We start from the raw sequence: 16,721 nt of genomic DNA, 5'->3' as shown, positions 1-16,721 counted from the left end.
TATTTTCTGCTGATTTTTTAGTACAATTTATTTGAAATGTTTTCAGATATGTTCATCTTTGTTTCTTCTGCCTTTTTGAAATTATTGATCGTAAGACCGGTACAGATCAGATCGATAACAAACAGTTGAGACACTTTGGATATCAATGATCCACTATCTAATGGACTCTCCTTTGCCGAAGATTTGAGTATACAGTCGGCATGCTTTGTCAGCGGTGATCTACTGTAATTGGTAATTGCGATTACTCTGGCGCCCTTCTCTTTCGCTGCACGCACACTATCTACAGTGTCTTTTGTACTGCCTGTGATACTGATGGCAATCACTGCCGTTCCACTGTCCATGGAAGCCGTCCTCATTACTTGTGAATGGGGATCCCCGAAGACTTCAATATTCTTTCCAATCCTGAGCAGCCTGTTTTGCATATCAAGTGCAGCGATGGACGAAGCGCCCACTCCAAATGCGACTACATCTTTCGCGTGATCCAGGATTTCTATCGCCTTTTCGAGCGCTTCTTCCTCTATTACTTCATAGGAATTTTCAATCGCATTGACCATGTTCTGCTTAACTTTGAAAATATATGAATCATTGTCTTCTTCATCGCCTGCCAAATCGACTTCCTTGGCGAGCGAGAACTTGAATTCCTGAAAACCTTTGTATCCGATTTTTCTGAAGAAGCGTAGCACCGTGGCCTCTCCCACACCACACGACTCGGCAAGCTCTGTCAGGGAGTGGTAGATGACCAGGTCGGTTTTTGCGATGATGTAATCGTAGATTTTGGATTCGGATTTCGTATAGCTATTTTTATATTGCTCCAATCGGATGGTCGCTTTCAGATCTTCTGCCACTACATCCACTCCTTTCATTTCAAAACCTGTCATCATTGAATGCTATAATGCTTTTACAAACTTCTCGGTTATCAGTTGTGGCCGTGTAATTGCACTACCGACCACAACAGCATATGCGCCCAGTTCAAGTGCTTTGGCTGCTTTTTCCGGAGTGTCCATATTGCCTTCAGCTATTACAGGAACAGAAATTACTTCCACCATTTTCTGAAGAGTCTCCAATGGGGTATCACCTTCCGAATGTTCGGTGTATCCAACGAGGGTGGTTGCTACAATATTCACTCCCGCCTTTTCCGCTTCAATGCCTTCCTCTACAGTGGAGACGTCAGCCATGAAGATCTGTTCAGGGTACTTCTCCTTAACTCTCGCAAAGAAATCTACAAAGTGACTACCTTCCGGTCTGGTGATCTTTGTAGCATCCAGAGCGACAATCTCCATACCTTCCCCCACCAGCGCGTCCACCTCTTCCATTGTAGGTGTAATATAGACACCGCTATCTTCAAAATCTCTCTTTATGATGCCTATGATGGGAAGATCCACTTCCTTTTTTATCGCCTTTATATCTTTTACAGTGTTAGCTCTTATTCCTTTTGCCCCACCCTGGGAGGCTGCCAATGCCATTTTGCTCATAATGTGTGAACTATGTAGAGGTTCATCTTCGAGAGCTTGACAGGAAACGATTAATGATCCTTTTAGATTTTGCAAATCGTACATCTTTATACCACCTTTACAGTAAACGCTTTCAAACAATATATCATTTTGATTTTTAATTGTCAAAATAAATTTTATTTTGACAATTAAAAATCATTAAAAGAATCCAATTATACTTTTAAGAAAATAAAAATCTTTCAACTGGCCTAGTTGAGAGAGTTATTTATAATACCCATGAAATTGTGTATTAAATTACTATATAACGCCCTGTATCTAATTGTATGTACTCTTTATATTCGATGGTTCTCATAAATTTCACCGCCTTTATCATTTTAAACTAGGTTCCGATCTGTCATATAGGCGCATCAATTTCATCGAGAAGCCAAGTCAGAATGTACTGCTCTATATGCATAAGAACAGGCGGGACGCTTCTACAAAGAACGCGATGCTGAAGCGCTGATAAAGAAGCAGTATATTAAAAAAAGATGTCGCAGGCTGGTTAAAGCCTGCGACATCTTTTTACATATGCCATATCAAAGCCATATCTTTCAATCGGCTTTTTATGTTGAAAAACAGTTCCTGGTTGCAACTTCCGTCGCTATTCAGGAAAGTTCTGTCGATACTCTCGATTTCAGTTCGGAACCATTTGATTCTATTACAGACCTGTACCATTCAAAAGAGGCCTTCTTGCTCCGCTTCATCGTACCATTTCCTTCATTGTCACGATCGACATGGATCATGCCGTACCGCTTCTTCATTTCACCTGTGGTGAATGAAACGATATCCATGACGCCCCACGGTGTATACCCGATCAGTTCCACACCATCGTAGTTCACTGCTTTTTCCATCTCTTCAATATGGGCACTCAGATACTCTATACGGGCATCATCCTGGATGGTCCCGTCTGCTTCCACATTGTCTACGGCACCAAATCCGTTTTCCACAATGAACAGTGGAATCTGATAGCGGTCATACAGGCGGTTCAGTGCATAGCGCAGGCCGACTGGATCGATCGCCCAGCCCCAGTCGCTGGATTTGATGAATGGATTGTCGACGCCATGCGGGAGCCCGCCGTTCACTATGTCCCCTTTATTGTCTGCGGTGACCTGGCTATCTACCGTAGTGGACATATAGTAGCTGAAACCGAGGTAGTCGACAATTCCATTTCTCAATATTTCCTCGTCACCATCCAGGATTGGAATATTCAGTCCTTCCCTCTCGAATTCCTTGAGTGCATACTTTGGATATTCTCCCCGTACATGTACATCAGGGAAGAAATAACGATGTCTCATGTATTCCTCTGCAAGCATCACATCATCCGGTCTGGCAGAGTATGGATAGATTGGCACGTGGGAGACCATACCGCCGATCTGAAACTCTGGATTGATTTCCTTGCCTTTCGCTACAGCCAAAGCACTGGCCAACAGTTCATGGTGTCCTGCCGTATACATGACTTCTTTCGGATTTTCACCTTCTTCTACACTGACACCGGAATTCGTCCAGAGGAAGATTGGGTTATTATAGTCCATCTTATTGTTGATTTCATTGAAAGTCATCCAATACTTCACTTTATCCTTGTACCTTTCAAAGACGGTTTCAGCGAATTTGACAAAGAAGCCTACAGTCTCGCGGCTTTTGAATCCGCCGTATTCCCTTGCGATATGAAGCGGCATTTCAAAGTGGGAAAGTGTAATGACAGGATCTATATCATATTTGAGCAATTCATCAAACAGGTCATCATAGAATTTCAGACCGGCTTCGTTCGGCTCGGATTCATCTCCCCTGGGAAATATTCTCGACCAGGCGATGGATGTCCGCAGACACTGCAGTCCCATTTCGGAAAACAGCTTTACATCACTTTCATAATTATTGTAGAAATCAACTGCTTCATGATTCGGATAGAACTTGCCTGCCTCGATTGTTTCCGTAATCTCCCTCGGTACACCATGTGCACCTGCCGTCATTACATCCACGACACTTGGACCCTTACCGTCCTGGTCCCAGCCACCTTCGAACTGGTGGGCGGCGAATGCGCCGCCCCATTTGAAATCTTCTGGAAATCTACTCATGAAAATCCTCCTATTTTACTATTGTCAGCATGATTTTGTCAGCAGCAATCGTCTCTGATAATACGATATCTGCATAATCTTTCGTGTTCGTCACGATTACCGGTATGAGCGCTCTGAGACCCTTCTGGTCTATCATCTCCCTGTCGAATGCCATCAGCAGATCCCCGGCTTGTACATGATCCCCGACGGATACTTCGATATTGAACGGCTTCCCATCCAGTTCCACCGTATCCAGTCCGACATGTATCAGCACTTCCACGCCGCCCATCGACCTGAGCCCGATGGCATGCTTGCTCGGGGCGATAAATGTGACTTCGCCTTCAAATGGTGCTGTCACCTTGTCATCCTCCGGCTCGATCGCTACACCTTTGCCCATGGCTCCAGAGGCGAATACCTGATCCGGAATATCTTCAAGTCTCACGAGACTGCCTTTGACTGGTATCAATACGTTCTCTTCGTTCATTACATTCTTTGCTGTTGGCGCAGATGTCTCGAGGTCACCGGTTTCATTCTGCTCCTCGACCAGTTCGTCGCTTCCCGCCTGTTTGGCCGTGTCATCGCCGTATCCGAATATCTGGATCAGGATAACCGGCAGGACGATGGCGATGGCCACACCGATGAGTACACCCCAGATCGAGGATGGATAGTCGGAACTGATGGCATTGACGAGCGTCAGTGGACCCGGAAGCCCTGCATATGCGAAGTAGTATGGATTGAAAAAGCTTGCTACGATACATCCGATCGCACCGGAGATGCTTCCGATGATGAATGGCTTCTTGAATCTCAGTGTGATACCGTAGATGGCCGGCTCCGTGATGCCGAAGAGACCGGTTACGGCAGCAGACGTCCCCACCTGTTTAATTTCTTTGCGTTTCGTTTTGATGATCACTCCGAGTACCGCACCCACCTGGGCGATGACAGCAATCGTCTGATAGGCCTGGAAGGAATCCATGCCGTACTGGTCATAGTTGGCGAGTACCATCGGCGTAATACCCCAGTGCACACCGAAGATGACGAAGACCTGCCAGAATGCGCCGATCAGGGCACCGGCCAATGCAGGAAAACTATTGGATAGGACGTTGTATCCGTCCGCAATCAGGTTCGCTCCAGCTGCCGTCACCGGACCGATCACCAGCAACGCCAGAGGCACTGCGATGATGAGCGCGAAAAACGGCGTGAACAGTGGACGGATCGTTTCATTCATGATCCTATCGAGGAATCTTTCCAGGTACGATAACCCCCACACCAGGAATAAAGCCGGCAGGACAGTTGATGTATAGGTGGTTTCACTGAGCGCAAACCCGATAAACGAAACCGTCTCCCCTTCACCGACACGGCCAGCCAATTCAGTCAGCGTCGGACTCACCAGTGCGCCAGTGGCAGCAATTGCAATGTAGGTGTTCGATCTGAAGTGCTTCGAAGCTGTAATTGCAATCAGGATGGGCAGGAATACGAACGGTGCCCATGAAATCAGACTGAACACTTCATATGTTCCCGTTTCCGCAAACGCCGGAACGACGAGGTTTATCAGAATCAGCAGCCCCTGCAGAATACCGGCCGCCGCTAAAATGTAGATGAATGGCGCAAATACGGCTGACATGGTGGCAATGACCCGGTTCACAATCGTCCCTTGCGGCTTTTCACCTTCCACCTGGGTATTCGAATCCAGATCCGTCAGATCGAGAAACGCCTGATAGACCTCACCGACATGCTGTCCGATGACAACCTGGAACTGCCCGCCCCTTTCCACGACACTGATGACTCCAGGCATCTCGGAAACCACCTTCTTGGCTTCAGGACGATCTTCTTTCAAAACTATGCGTAATCGTGTCGCGCATCTCGCAACATTCGAGACATTTTCTTTCCCACCGACTGCATCCAGAATATCTCTGGCGAGTTTCGGATAATCTCTTACCTTCCCTGACATTTATACCACACCCTTTTGTTTGTTTGAGTTAATTATAATTGTACCGGTATAATTTATCAAGACAAATATAATTGATTTTAAACAAATCATTGCTTCATCGGTGTTATAATATAAAGGAACATATATAGATGGCTAAATAAAGGAATGTTATAAGATGAAGGATAAGATGCTGAAATACCAGAGAATTGCTGAAGATATAGAACACTACATCGTTCACAATAGATTAAAGCAGGGAGATAAGCTTCCTGTGCTTGAAGAGCTCAGAAGAAAGTATGAAGTCAGCAAAAGTACAATCACAAAAGCACTTGAGCTGCTGGAGATGAAAGGAATCATCTATCAGGTGAGAGGCAGCGGTATTTTTGTCAGACGACATAAGAGAAAAGGATATATCAACCTTGATGAAAATCAGGGATTCAGATCCGGTCTTGATGAATTCCAGCTTACATCTGAAGTCCTTAAACTTGAAGTGATGAACCCCTCGGAAGAAGTCATGACCAATCTCTCGATTTCAGCTGAAGAAGAAGTCTATTATGTAAAACGCCTGCGTTTCATCCATGGACAACGCCTGTGCATTGAAGAATCATACTATAAGAAATCAGTCGTTCCTTTTCTGAATGAACAGATTGTTTCCGAATCCATATTCAATTATCTGAAAGAAGGATTGAAATTGGAAATCGGCTTCTCGGATAACTTCTTCCACATCGGTAAACTCACAAAAACCGAAGCGAATTTGCTGGCATTGAGAACCGGAGATCCCGGCATGTATTATGAATCGGTCTATCACCTTACAAATGGTGAAGCATTCGATTATTCAAAGCTTGTCTATAATTTCCAGGAAGCACAGTTCTATCTGCAGATCAACAGTCTTTCGTGAGACAAAACACCCTCCTCGATATCCCATGGGAATGGAAATCGGGAGGGTCTCTTTAGTTATAAACAACTTAAAAAGGCTCTTTTACAGAGCCTTTCTTCTCCCATATTACTGTCTCTGCTTGGCCCAGTTGATGATGCCACCGGCCAGCAGGATATCGAGATGACGGCTGGTCATGCTGTGCTTGACGGTGATCTCTTCGCCCGAGTCCTTCAGCCGGATGGTGAATGTATTTCCGTCCCGTATCGCCTGGTGGACCTTCCTGAACTCGATGACATCCTCCTGTTCTATCTTCTTATGGTCTTCTGCGTCGACAAAGGTCAGCGGCAGAATACCGAAATTGATGAGGTTCTGCAGATGGATTCTGGCGAAGTTCTTGACCAGCACCACTTTTAAGCCGAGATACCTCGGGGCAAGTGCCGCATGCTCACGGCTGGAGCCCTGGCCATAGTTGTTGCCGGCCACAATCATGTGCCCGCCTTCTTCCAGCTTTTCCTCCGACCTTTCCGTATATGTCTCATCGATGCCTTCAAATACGAATGTGCTGATCTTTGGAATGTTGCTGCGGAATGGCAGTACCCTTGATCCGCCGGCGAGTATTTCGTCCGTCGAGATATTGTCCTCCATCTTGAGCAGCACCGGCATATCGAAGTTGTCCTCAATCGGATCGAAATCAGGAATGGAAGTGACGTTCGGCCCCTTCGTGATTTCTATATTGCTCGTATCTTCCGGAGGGGCTTCGAGCATTTCTTCCATTTTGATGGCTGCCGCTTCCGCTATTTCCGGATGTTCCATATCGAGTGTGCGTGGATCTGTAATGACACCGCTCAATGCAGAGGCTGCTGCGGTTTCAGGACTGCATAGGAAGACACTGTCCTCCTTCGTGCCGGAGCGTCCGGGAAAGTTCCGCGGCGTCGTCCTGAGACTGTTCCGTTCTGTTGCCGGCGCCTGGCCCATTCCGATACAGCCGTTGCAGCCTGCCTGGTGCAGTCTGGCACCTGATGACAGCAGGCTTGCGATATGCCCGTTCTCCACCAGCTGCTGGAGCAGCAGGCGTGATGTCGGGTTGATGTCGAAAGAAATGCCGTTCGCAATCTGCCTGCCTTTGACGATCTCTGCAGCAATCGCAAAGTCCCGATACCCTGGGTTGGCGGAAGAGCCGATGTATGACTGGTAGATCTCCTCACCGGCGATTTCCTCGACCGGCACGACGTTATCCGGACTGGTCGGCTTCGCAATCAGCGGCACCAGTTCAGACAGGTCTATTTCATCATGTTCATCATACTCCGCACCTCGGTCCGCCTTCAGTTCACTCCACTCATCCACGCGGCCCTGTGTATCCATGAAGCGTTTCACTTCCTTGTCTGATGGGAACACCGAGGTCGTCGCACCAAGTTCTGCTCCCATGTTCGCGATGACGTGCCGGTCCATTGCGGAAAGATCATCAAGGCCTGGGCCGTAGTATTCGATGATCTTGCCGACGCCGCCATTCACAGTATGCCTTCGCAGCATCTCGAGAACGACATCCTTTGCACTGACCCAGTCCGGCAGTCTACCAGTCAGTTTCACACCCATGACACGAGGCATCTCCACGTAGTACGGTTCCCCCGCCATGGCCATCGTAACATCAATGCCGCCAGCCCCCATCGCAAGCATTCCCATGCATCCGTTTGCGCATGTATGGCTGTCCGAGCCGAGCAGCGTCTTGCCGGGTATCGCCAGCTCCTGCATGTGTACAGGGTGGCTGACCCCGTTCCCCGGTCTGCTGTAGTGTACGCCGAATTTCTGTGCTGCACTCCTGAGGAACAGATGATCATCCGGATTACGATGATCACTCTGTATCAGATTATGATCGACATACTGTGCAGAGACTTCCGTCTTCACTTTATCTATCTCCATCGCTTCCAGTTCCAGCATCACCATCGTCCCCGTCGCATCCTGTGTCAACGTCTGGTCGATCTTCAGACCAATCTCTTCCCCGGGTGTCATATCCCCCGATACCAGATGTTCCTGAATCAACTTCTGAGTCACATTCAATGGCATATTACCGTCCCCCTTAATACTATTTACCGTTCTGATAAAAATATCCTCTATAGTTACTATTACACTAACCGAGTCATTATAAACTGAATATTCCAAAATCAGTTATTAAACTTCCTGAAAATACCGTGTGTCTTATACTCATGGCTACTGGAGTTGTAGGTTTTTTAAAGCAGTATATAATGTAATAAAAGGTGGCGATTACAGTGAAGATATATAATCTGAAGGATCTGGATAAACAGAACAATCGTCGAAAAGATATCGCAATCAAAGCCGTAAAAAAAGTCGATCCGGATTTCTATAGAGGTAAACGTAAATTTGATATCCCTAGAAAAACCGAAGGTAAGCAGAAGATTCTGGACAGGCTTGAAAGAGAAGAAAATGAGCTACTCCATTAGTCATGCGAGAGAAGACCTGTCGAATATTAGCATTGACGAACCTCTGAGAGACAGCAGATGATATCGGTTTTAATCAAGTAGAGTCAAACCTGAAGAAGGTTGATGGAGAAGCACTTGCGGCTTTTGAAGAGTGGATAAAAATAGCTTTAGAAAAACAATAAACAAAACGCGACAGAGGTTCCTCTCAGAACCTTTGCCGCGGTTTTTTACCGAATGGACGGATTATATATTATTCATGGAAATCTACAACCTACTGCTTTATTCCCAATGTTCCGGCCTGTCATGCGTGACATACGTGCCGGCAAGAAAATCGTGGAGACTGCGCTTGTCTTTTCTCAATCCCACCATGAATGCTGATACAACCAAAGCAATACCGAATGTCATGACATAGATGAACCCGCCAATGACTTCACGTACAACCATCGCTCCAAAGCCGACATTCCCACCATCTTTTTTCACGATTCTAATATTGAGCAGACGCTTGGCAACTGTATAACCGTATACGAATACCGGTAAAAGCACGAAATACAGTATGCTTGCTACACTCTCAATTGTCTGTGTCACCCGACTCCCTGTATCCATCTGGAACAGAAAGACAAACGTTCCGATGACCATTCCGATCAGCAGGGCATCAAGCAACCGTGCGCCGAGCCTTACCCAGAATCCTGCTACGTTTGACATTTTCGTACCTCCAAACTATTTCTCTTTCCTCCATTGTAGCACTGACATGCACTGTTAATATATACATTCCTTCAACAAAAAAAAGCCATCCTCGCTTATCCTAATGAACCTGGATAAAAAGTCACATGCCGGTCATGTGTCCTATGTTACAATAGCTGTAATATAATCGAGGGGGGTACGACATGGTAATCTTATTTCTACTACTCTGGCTCTTTACCGGAATCGCAACACTGATACTACTCATATTTTCTATCGTTCAGCAACTCAGAAATAAACCCACCAAATCATTATGGATATTTACAGCATGCACTTTTGTAGCTAACATCATATTTCTGGCTGCCCTAGCGTTTAGTGGTCAATTGACAGACATAAATTTTAATGCAGCTGCTATCCCCTCTGTACCTTCAATTGAAGAATCAAACAGCATCGACAAGGCGGAATATAAAGAGATGATTTAGATAAATTTTACAATAATGATTATGAAAAAGGTAAGAATTTAAAAGTTACTAATCCAGAAGTTCTTGCTATTGAACCTAGTAACGAAGAGTATGTCTAGGGAATAGGCAATATTATTCATGCTAAAGTGGATGATCATCCTGTAATTCTCTGAGGTATGGTAGGACACGATGGAATAGATATAGGAGATATCTATACATTTTAAGGCTCATCAGACGATAATGAAGATATCGGATTGATACTAGTTGATTTAGAATAAAAAATAAGCCACCTCATGGGTGGCTTTAAGTATGTCCGTAGACCCGACTATTGTTATATTCGCCTGTCCACATGGATTTTATATAAAGGGCATTGTGCCCCCAGGTGTTACTCAGACGTACCTCATTCTTCCCCGACAACGCTTGTACGCTGACCCCTCTTGCCTGTGCAGCAGTAGCGCAGACCGTTGCAATAATGACATCGAAATTCTTAAAAGCCGACAACGAGAATCGAACTCGTATTGCAGCCTTACCATGGCTGTGTTCTACCATTAAACTATGTCGGCACAAAATAAAGGGTTACGTATTATTGACGTAACGAAAACCAATAGTAACATACTTGGACAAAATGTACATGCTTTTAGAGCAGTCAGACGAAGATGGATGCCATTCAAACTCTAAGTACTATCATACTACAATGCGCTCAAATTTCCAGTGGCTTTTTAATGCAATATTACAACTCAGTATCCCCTCGGGCTGACTGGATACTGACAGCTCTACCCATCAGAGACAAGTTCTTTTATTAACAGGATCTTTTCCTTGGAGACTGGATGGTCGTAGGACCCGTTGTGTCTAATACCAGTACCGAAATGCATACTTCCAGGCTTAAGACTCTGGAAAATACGGTCTATATTATCAACTTTCAAGCCACCACCCGGCATTATCGTAATACCAGTACCATCTGCTTTTTCAGTCAGTCGAAGCAACTGTTCGATATTATCTGTGGCAGAGCCTTTGCCACCTGAAGTAAGAACCGTCTTAATCTGGGGATATTGTGAGAGAGTTTCCAATGCCTCCGACTGATCCTCTACTTCATCAAAGGCTTTATGGAATGTGACCTCCATTTCATCAGCCGGAGCCAGCAGTTGTTCCAGTGCTTCTGTATCGATCATATGATTTGTAGTCAATGCGCCAATCACGATACCATTTACTCCATGAGACTTTATCACCTCGATCTGCTCGGCCATTTTCTCTATCACTTCTGAATTGTAGTGAAAAGAATGGTCATCCAGACGCACCATTACATTAATGGGGATATCAGAGCAAAGCACCGCCCTCCTTACAAGTTCAAGATCCGGAGTCAGCCCGTCCTGATCCATCGATTCACAAAGTTCGATTCTATCCACCCCGTAAGAATTAAGATTTTCAACATCTTTAAGGTTTGTTGCGATACCTTCAATAATCATTATTCTCCCTCCATTCCATCATTGATTATTGCTTTATCATTCTTCCAGTCTGCTTATAAATCAGGTAGGCTGCCCCTGTGATGCCAGCATCATTACCTAAATGTGCTTTTTCAATAAGAGTGGTACTGGCTATTTTGCTTAGTGAGAATGTATAAAACGAACTGGCTATATCATCAATGAACTTTTGACCCGCACTAGATACCCCCCCGCCTATCAATATCTTCTGAGGATTCATCATTGAAGCATAGTTGGCTAGAGCGAATCCAAGGGATTCCACTGCGTGCTGAATAACATTCTGACAAGTTGCATTCCCTTCTTCTGCCAACCTGAAAACATCCTCAGCTTTCATCTCATCTTCCGAAATTCCTTTTTCAAAAGAAACGGCATGTTCATCGAAAGCGTCGAGAGCTGCTCTGACAATACCGGTGCTTGAAGCAATAGTATCCAGACAACCCTTTCTGCCGCAATTACATCTGTATCCATTCCTATCAACAATACTATGACCGATTTCTCCTGTTATTCCATTTTTGCCCCGGAAAAGATCGGAATCAATTATAATTCCTGATCCGACCCCTGTGCCTAAAGTGACAAGAATCATGTCCTGAACCTCTCCTGTATCCTTCCAGAATTCTCCTAAAGCTGCAGCATTCGCATCATTCTCCAGAACGACAGGAATATCGGTGTATCTCTTGAATGCCTCTGCAATGTTGAAATCCGATAGTCCCATGTTGACCGCTTCTATGATTGATCCATTTTGATGATCCACCAATCCAGGTACACCTATTCCTATACCGACACATTCCTCATATTCAGGAATATTTTCCTGGATTGAATGCCATATCAGCTCCACAAGCTCGTCCCCGCCTCTGACGGTCTTGATCTGCCACTTGCTTTTAAGGTTCCCATGCTCATCAAACATACCAAATTTAACATAAGTGCCACCTATATCGAGTCCCAGTATCAATGGTTCCATTTACCTCTTCTCCTTCAGTCCCGTTTCTGTGTTCGTATGATAATTTATCCGGTCTTTTGGAAAAATTATGCATCTGAATCAGCACTTTTCAAAGTGGCTCTCCACTCTTAACTACTTCCCAGACCCGGCTGCACCATTATTGAATTCCTTAACCATCTCACATAACAGTCTGACTCCGAAGCCTGCAGCCCCTTTAGTATAGTATCCTTCTATTTTCCAAGGACGCACAGTGTTGGCCATGTCAATATGTACCCATCTGATATGGCTCTCAACGAACTTATTAAGAAAGACGGCTGCAGTGATTGCTCCACCGAAAGGTGTACTGCTCATATTATTGAAATCCGCTGTATCACTCTCTAAATAATGTTCATATTCTGTAGACAGCGGCAATGGCCACACGTGGTCTCCTGTCTCTCTTCCGATCGACACTGCATGTTCAGTGATGAATCGCTCATCGTTCGATAGTATGCCTGCATACTTCAAACCAAGTGCACTCCCCACACTACCTGTCAGCGTGGCAATATCTATGATGTTTTTCGCACCCTGCTCTGTAGCATATAGAATTCCATCTGCTAGAATCAGTCTACCCTCTGCATCCGTATTACCAACTTCAACATGTAAACCGTTGGAATATTTAACGACTGCTGAAGGGACATATGCCTCACTGCCAGATAAATTTTCGACCATCGGAATGATTCCGATGACATTTACATCGATTTTATTATCCAATATGTTCTTGAGAGCACCCACAACTGCTGCGGATCCTCCCATATCCATCTTCATTTCACCTATATCAGAGGCGGTTTTAACATTGATCCCGCCTGAATCGAATGTCACTCCCTTGCCGACCAGAGCAGTGAGCGGTTTTGACGGATTATTCGCGATTCTTATTACGACAACCCTCGGTTTCCGGCTGCTGCCGCTTCCAACCATTTTTACCGCCTGCATACTCCGTTCCATTTCCTCTTCACTCATAATAGATACATTTGCATCTGTATTTTCAAAGATCTTAAAAATCTTCTCAGCATATGTATCTGGAGTCAGGTAATTGGCGGGTTCATTGCATAGATCCCTGGCAACAGAAATAGCTGCTGCCTGCTGTTTGGAATACTCCAGAGTTTGCTCGTATCGTTCATCATGACTGACCTTGCACTGTAATGTCTTTTCCTGGTTCAGATAATGCTCGAAACGATAGAGTGATAACTGAATTCCTTCATAGATGAGCCCAGCCAATGCCTGGTCTTTATTTTCTCCGAGAGACGCGCTGATACTCTCGAAATCGATAAATACTTCCGTCAGTTTATTGGCAATGATGGCTTTACCAATCTTGCCGCCTATAAATCTCCAGTCTTCCGATTTCTCCTGTTCGGCAGATATATATGAATAAAGAATACCGGTATTGTAATCGAAAAATACATCCCCCGGATTTATACTTTCGTTATTTAAAAAGGGCAGGAAATGGGTGGGGTTGTTGATGAACCGTACTTTATGTTGCATTGTTAATCATTCCTTCCTCGTATAGATGACATGCGACAGTCTGCTCATCATTTAAAATGCGTTGTCTGGGTATGATTGTCTTGCATTGCTCCATGGCGAATGGGCATCTCGTATGGAATTTGCAGCCTGAAGGCGGATTCGAAGCAGATGGTATATCACCCTGCAGTGAAACTTCTTCCTCTTCACCTGATGTTTCTCCGATTTGAGGAATAGCAGAAAGTAATGCTTTAGTATAAGGGTGCTTCGGATCGTTGAATATTTTCTCCTTTGATGAAATTTCAACAATATCTCCGAGATACATCACACCAATCCTGTCACTTATAAATTCGATGACGCTGAGATCATGCGACACAAACAGATAGGTCAGATTGAATTCTTCCTGAAGATCTTTCATCAGATTCAAGATCTGTGATTGAATTGAAACATCAAGGGCTGACACAGGTTCATCTGCGATTATAAGCTGTGGTTGTAGAATCAGTGCCCGAGCGATTCCAATCCTTTGCCTTTGGCCACCACTGAATTCATGGGCATACTTATTCAGATGATATGGATTGATTCCACATTTCTTCAAGAGCAGTTCAACCCGCTCCTCCTTCTCTTTTTCATTCAAATTTTTAAAATGGATATTCAAAGGTTCCATCAAAATTTCTTTTACCGTCATTCTTGGGCTCAATGATGCATACGGATCCTGGAAGACCATCTGCATCTCCTTACGCACTTTACGCCACTGTTTTGTACTCAAGCTGTCGATTTGATGATTATTAAAGATGATCTCCCCCGAATCGGCATCGATCAATCCATTGATCAGTCGCCCAGTAGTAGACTTACCACAACCCGATTCTCCTACCAGTCCAAATGTCTCACCTTGTTTTATATTGAAGGAGATGGAATCTACTGCTTTGACAACCTTTTTTTCTTTCATAAACCCTTCTTTGATCGGAAAATGTTTTTTCAGTTCTTTGATTTCAAGCAGGTACTCATTAGACATGGCTCATACGCTCCTCTGCTATCTGATCATAAAGAAAACATCTGCAGCTGATATTGTCCGTTTCATAGAAGTCCGGATGTTCAGCATGGCATCTATCCATTACAAAGTTGCATCTCGGTGAGAATGTGCATCCCTTTGGCATGTCGTTCAAATTAGGCACAGTACCCGGTATTGAAGATAGCCGCTCCTGATTATGACCCAGTTTGGGGATGGATTCTATCAGCCCCTTAGTATAGGGATGCTTGGGGTGGTTGAATAGGTCCCTGGTCTCGGCCGACTCGACAATTTCTCCTGCGTACATCACATTGACGCGGTCGCAGATCTTCGAAACGACGCCTAGATCGTGTGTGATGAAGATGATGCCCATACCTGTTTTTTTCTGAATGTCCTTAAGAAGCTTCAGAATCTGTTTCTGAATTGTAACATCAAGCGCAGTTGTCGGTTCGTCTGCGATGAGCAGGGAGGGATTACAGGAAATCTGCATGGCAATGACCACCCGTTGCCGCATCCCACCAGATAGCTGATGAGGGTATTCATTCATGATATCCTTCGCACGCGGGATCCCCACCGATTCAAGTGTCTCTACGGCATGCTGATGTGCCTGTTTTCTATTCAATTCCGTATGCAGCAGGATGACTTCTTTCATCTGTCTTCCAATTTTTAAAACAGGATTGAGCGTTGTCATGGGTTCCTGGAAGATCATCGATACTTCCTTGCCGCGGTATTTTCTCATCTGCTTTTCAGTCAGTTTGGTGAGATCCGTCCCTTTGTAGTTAACCTCTCCACTCAATATTTCACCCGGTGTATCATGAAGTAGTCTCATGATTGACAGGGCTGTAACACTCTTTCCACTTCCCGATTCTCCGACAATACCCAGGATTTCTCCTTCTTCCAGGTGAAAATCAATGCCGCGGACAACTTTTAGAGTATCATTTGAATTTTTGAAACCAGTCTGCAGGTTATTGACTTCAAGAAGTTTAGCCATTCTATTTCCCCCTAATCTTTCAGTTTTGGATCTAGTATTTCCCTGAGCCCATCGCCGAATACGTTAAAGGATAGCACAGTCAAAAAGATGATCAGGCCAGGAAAGAATACTACATGGAATGCACTGCCAATATAGTCTCTTGATGTACTCAGCATGGCTCCCCAGTCAGGTGTTGAAGGATCGGCTCCAAGACCGAGAAAACTGAGGCTTGCTGCTGCCAGTATCGTTGTACCTATGCTCATCGTGAAATACACCATGATCGAAGGGAGTGTTTCCGGGAAAATATGTTTGAAAATAATTCGTCTTCTGCTCGCCCCCATGGAGCGTGCGGATTCCACAAACAGCTGCTCTTTGACTTCCAGGGTCGTTCCCCTTACGAGCCTCGCAAAAGATGGAACGCTGAAAAATGCAACCGCTATTACAACATTTCTCAGACCGGGACCCAGTATTGCGACAATGCCGATAGCGAGGATGATATCAGGAAAGGCAAACAGAACATCACAAACCCTCATTATGAGCTTATCGACAAGTTTGCCGAAAAATCCACTTACCAATCCTAATATTGTTCCGATAACAGCCCCGATCAGGACAGCCGATACACTGACAGAAAGACTGATCTGTGTGCCTGCAAGAATCCTGCTGAATATATCCCGCCCATAAGCATCTGTACCAAAAATATGCGCTAAAGAAGGAGGAGAGAGGATATTACTGTAATCTGGCGCAGCCGGATTATAGGGAGTTATCCACGGGCCGATTATGGCCGCTATGATGAGAATCATTATAAAAATTGAAGAAATCAGAGTCACTTTTTTACGCGTGATTTCTTTAACTATCTTCTGCATTCTGCTTTTTCGCTTGGGCAGATCTTTAGGTGATTCCATTGTTACTGTATTCATGTG

15 protein-coding genes and 1 tRNA gene are annotated in these 16,721 nt (G+C 44.9%); 3 read left to right on the top strand and 13 right to left on the bottom strand.

The window, feature by feature from the left end:
- Window positions 1–17: 17 nt before the first annotated feature.
- From GQ671_RS07175 to GQ671_RS07160, 4 genes are all read right to left on the bottom strand, one after another.
- Window positions 18–845 (bottom strand): MurR/RpiR family transcriptional regulator, encoded by an 828-nt coding sequence (locus tag GQ671_RS07175; RefSeq protein WP_322789463.1) that lies wholly within the window; start codon window positions 843–845, stop codon window positions 18–20.
- Window positions 846–887: 42 nt separating this feature from the next.
- Entirely contained in the window at window positions 888–1,556 is a 669-nt protein-coding gene (locus GQ671_RS07170) for an N-acetylmannosamine-6-phosphate 2-epimerase (RefSeq protein WP_160654786.1), read from the bottom strand.
- 539 nt (window positions 1,557–2,095) lie between these two features.
- Window positions 2,096–3,562, bottom strand: coding sequence for a 6-phospho-beta-glucosidase (locus GQ671_RS07165; protein ID WP_160654783.1), 1,467 nt, complete (start codon window positions 3,560–3,562; stop codon window positions 2,096–2,098).
- Between the two features lie 10 nt (window positions 3,563–3,572).
- Window positions 3,573–5,489 (bottom strand): beta-glucoside-specific PTS transporter subunit IIABC, encoded by a 1,917-nt coding sequence (locus GQ671_RS07160; protein ID WP_160654780.1) that lies wholly within the window; start codon window positions 5,487–5,489, stop codon window positions 3,573–3,575.
- Window positions 5,490–5,655: 166 nt separating this feature from the next.
- Here GQ671_RS07160 and GQ671_RS07155 point away from each other — a divergent pair, with 166 nt between their 5' ends.
- Complete coding sequence (locus GQ671_RS07155; protein WP_160655068.1) at window positions 5,656–6,363, top strand: GntR family transcriptional regulator; 708 nt, start codon at window positions 5,656–5,658, stop codon at window positions 6,361–6,363.
- Between the two features lie 105 nt (window positions 6,364–6,468).
- On the opposite strand, the gene GQ671_RS07150 is transcribed toward GQ671_RS07155, so the two are convergent.
- A complete protein-coding gene (locus GQ671_RS07150) occupies window positions 6,469–8,403 on the bottom strand; it encodes an aconitate hydratase (protein ID WP_160654777.1) in 1,935 nt (644 codons plus the stop codon).
- A gap of 203 nt (window positions 8,404–8,606) precedes the next feature.
- Here GQ671_RS07150 and GQ671_RS07145 point away from each other — a divergent pair, with 203 nt between their 5' ends.
- Complete coding sequence (locus GQ671_RS07145) at window positions 8,607–8,798, top strand: hypothetical protein (RefSeq protein ID WP_160654774.1); 192 nt, start codon at window positions 8,607–8,609, stop codon at window positions 8,796–8,798.
- A gap of 258 nt (window positions 8,799–9,056) precedes the next feature.
- Here the strand turns inward: GQ671_RS07145 and GQ671_RS07140 are convergent, their stop codons facing one another.
- Complete coding sequence (locus GQ671_RS07140) at window positions 9,057–9,479, bottom strand: RDD family protein (protein ID WP_160654771.1); 423 nt, start codon at window positions 9,477–9,479, stop codon at window positions 9,057–9,059.
- A 182-nt stretch (window positions 9,480–9,661) separates the two neighbouring features.
- Between GQ671_RS07140 and GQ671_RS07135 the strand changes: the two genes are divergently transcribed.
- The gene (locus GQ671_RS07135; RefSeq protein WP_160654768.1) at window positions 9,662–9,937 is read left to right on the top strand and encodes a hypothetical protein; all 276 of its coding nucleotides are present in this window, start codon (window positions 9,662–9,664) and stop codon (window positions 9,935–9,937) included.
- Window positions 9,938–10,408: 471 nt separating this feature from the next.
- Here GQ671_RS07135 and GQ671_RS07130 read toward each other — a convergent pair.
- From GQ671_RS07130 to GQ671_RS07100, 7 genes are all read right to left on the bottom strand, one after another.
- Window positions 10,409–10,479 (bottom strand) — tRNA-Thr (locus GQ671_RS07130).
- 210 nt (window positions 10,480–10,689) lie between these two features.
- Window positions 10,690–11,379: a copper homeostasis protein CutC gene (locus GQ671_RS07125; protein ID WP_160654765.1), complete on the bottom strand. Its 690-nt coding sequence runs from the start codon at window positions 11,377–11,379 to the stop codon at window positions 10,690–10,692.
- A gap of 25 nt (window positions 11,380–11,404) precedes the next feature.
- Window positions 11,405–12,352: an ROK family protein gene (locus GQ671_RS07120; protein WP_160654762.1), complete on the bottom strand. Its 948-nt coding sequence runs from the start codon at window positions 12,350–12,352 to the stop codon at window positions 11,405–11,407.
- 111 nt (window positions 12,353–12,463) lie between these two features.
- Entirely contained in the window at window positions 12,464–13,849 is a 1,386-nt protein-coding gene (locus GQ671_RS07115) for a M17 family metallopeptidase (RefSeq protein ID WP_160654759.1), read from the bottom strand.
- On the bottom strand, window positions 13,839–14,837 hold the full coding sequence (locus GQ671_RS07110; RefSeq protein WP_160654756.1) for an ABC transporter ATP-binding protein: 999 nt from the start codon (window positions 14,835–14,837) through the stop codon (window positions 13,839–13,841). Before GQ671_RS07110 ends, GQ671_RS07115 begins: the two co-directional genes overlap by 11 nt.
- Window positions 14,830–15,822, bottom strand: coding sequence for an ABC transporter ATP-binding protein (locus tag GQ671_RS07105; RefSeq protein WP_160654753.1), 993 nt, complete (start codon window positions 15,820–15,822; stop codon window positions 14,830–14,832). The genes GQ671_RS07110 and GQ671_RS07105 overlap by 8 nt, the downstream gene beginning before the upstream one ends.
- An 11-nt stretch (window positions 15,823–15,833) precedes the next feature.
- Window positions 15,834–16,664 (bottom strand): ABC transporter permease, encoded by an 831-nt coding sequence (locus GQ671_RS07100; protein WP_380645464.1) that lies wholly within the window; start codon window positions 16,662–16,664, stop codon window positions 15,834–15,836.
- Window positions 16,665–16,721 lie beyond the last annotated feature (57 nt).

The organism is Salinicoccus hispanicus (assembly GCF_009831115.1).
GTDB lineage: Bacteria > Bacillota > Bacilli > Staphylococcales > Salinicoccaceae > Salinicoccus > Salinicoccus hispanicus.
Note: the sequence above shows the minus strand (reverse complement) of the source record. Positions and strands in the feature narration are given on the sequence as shown.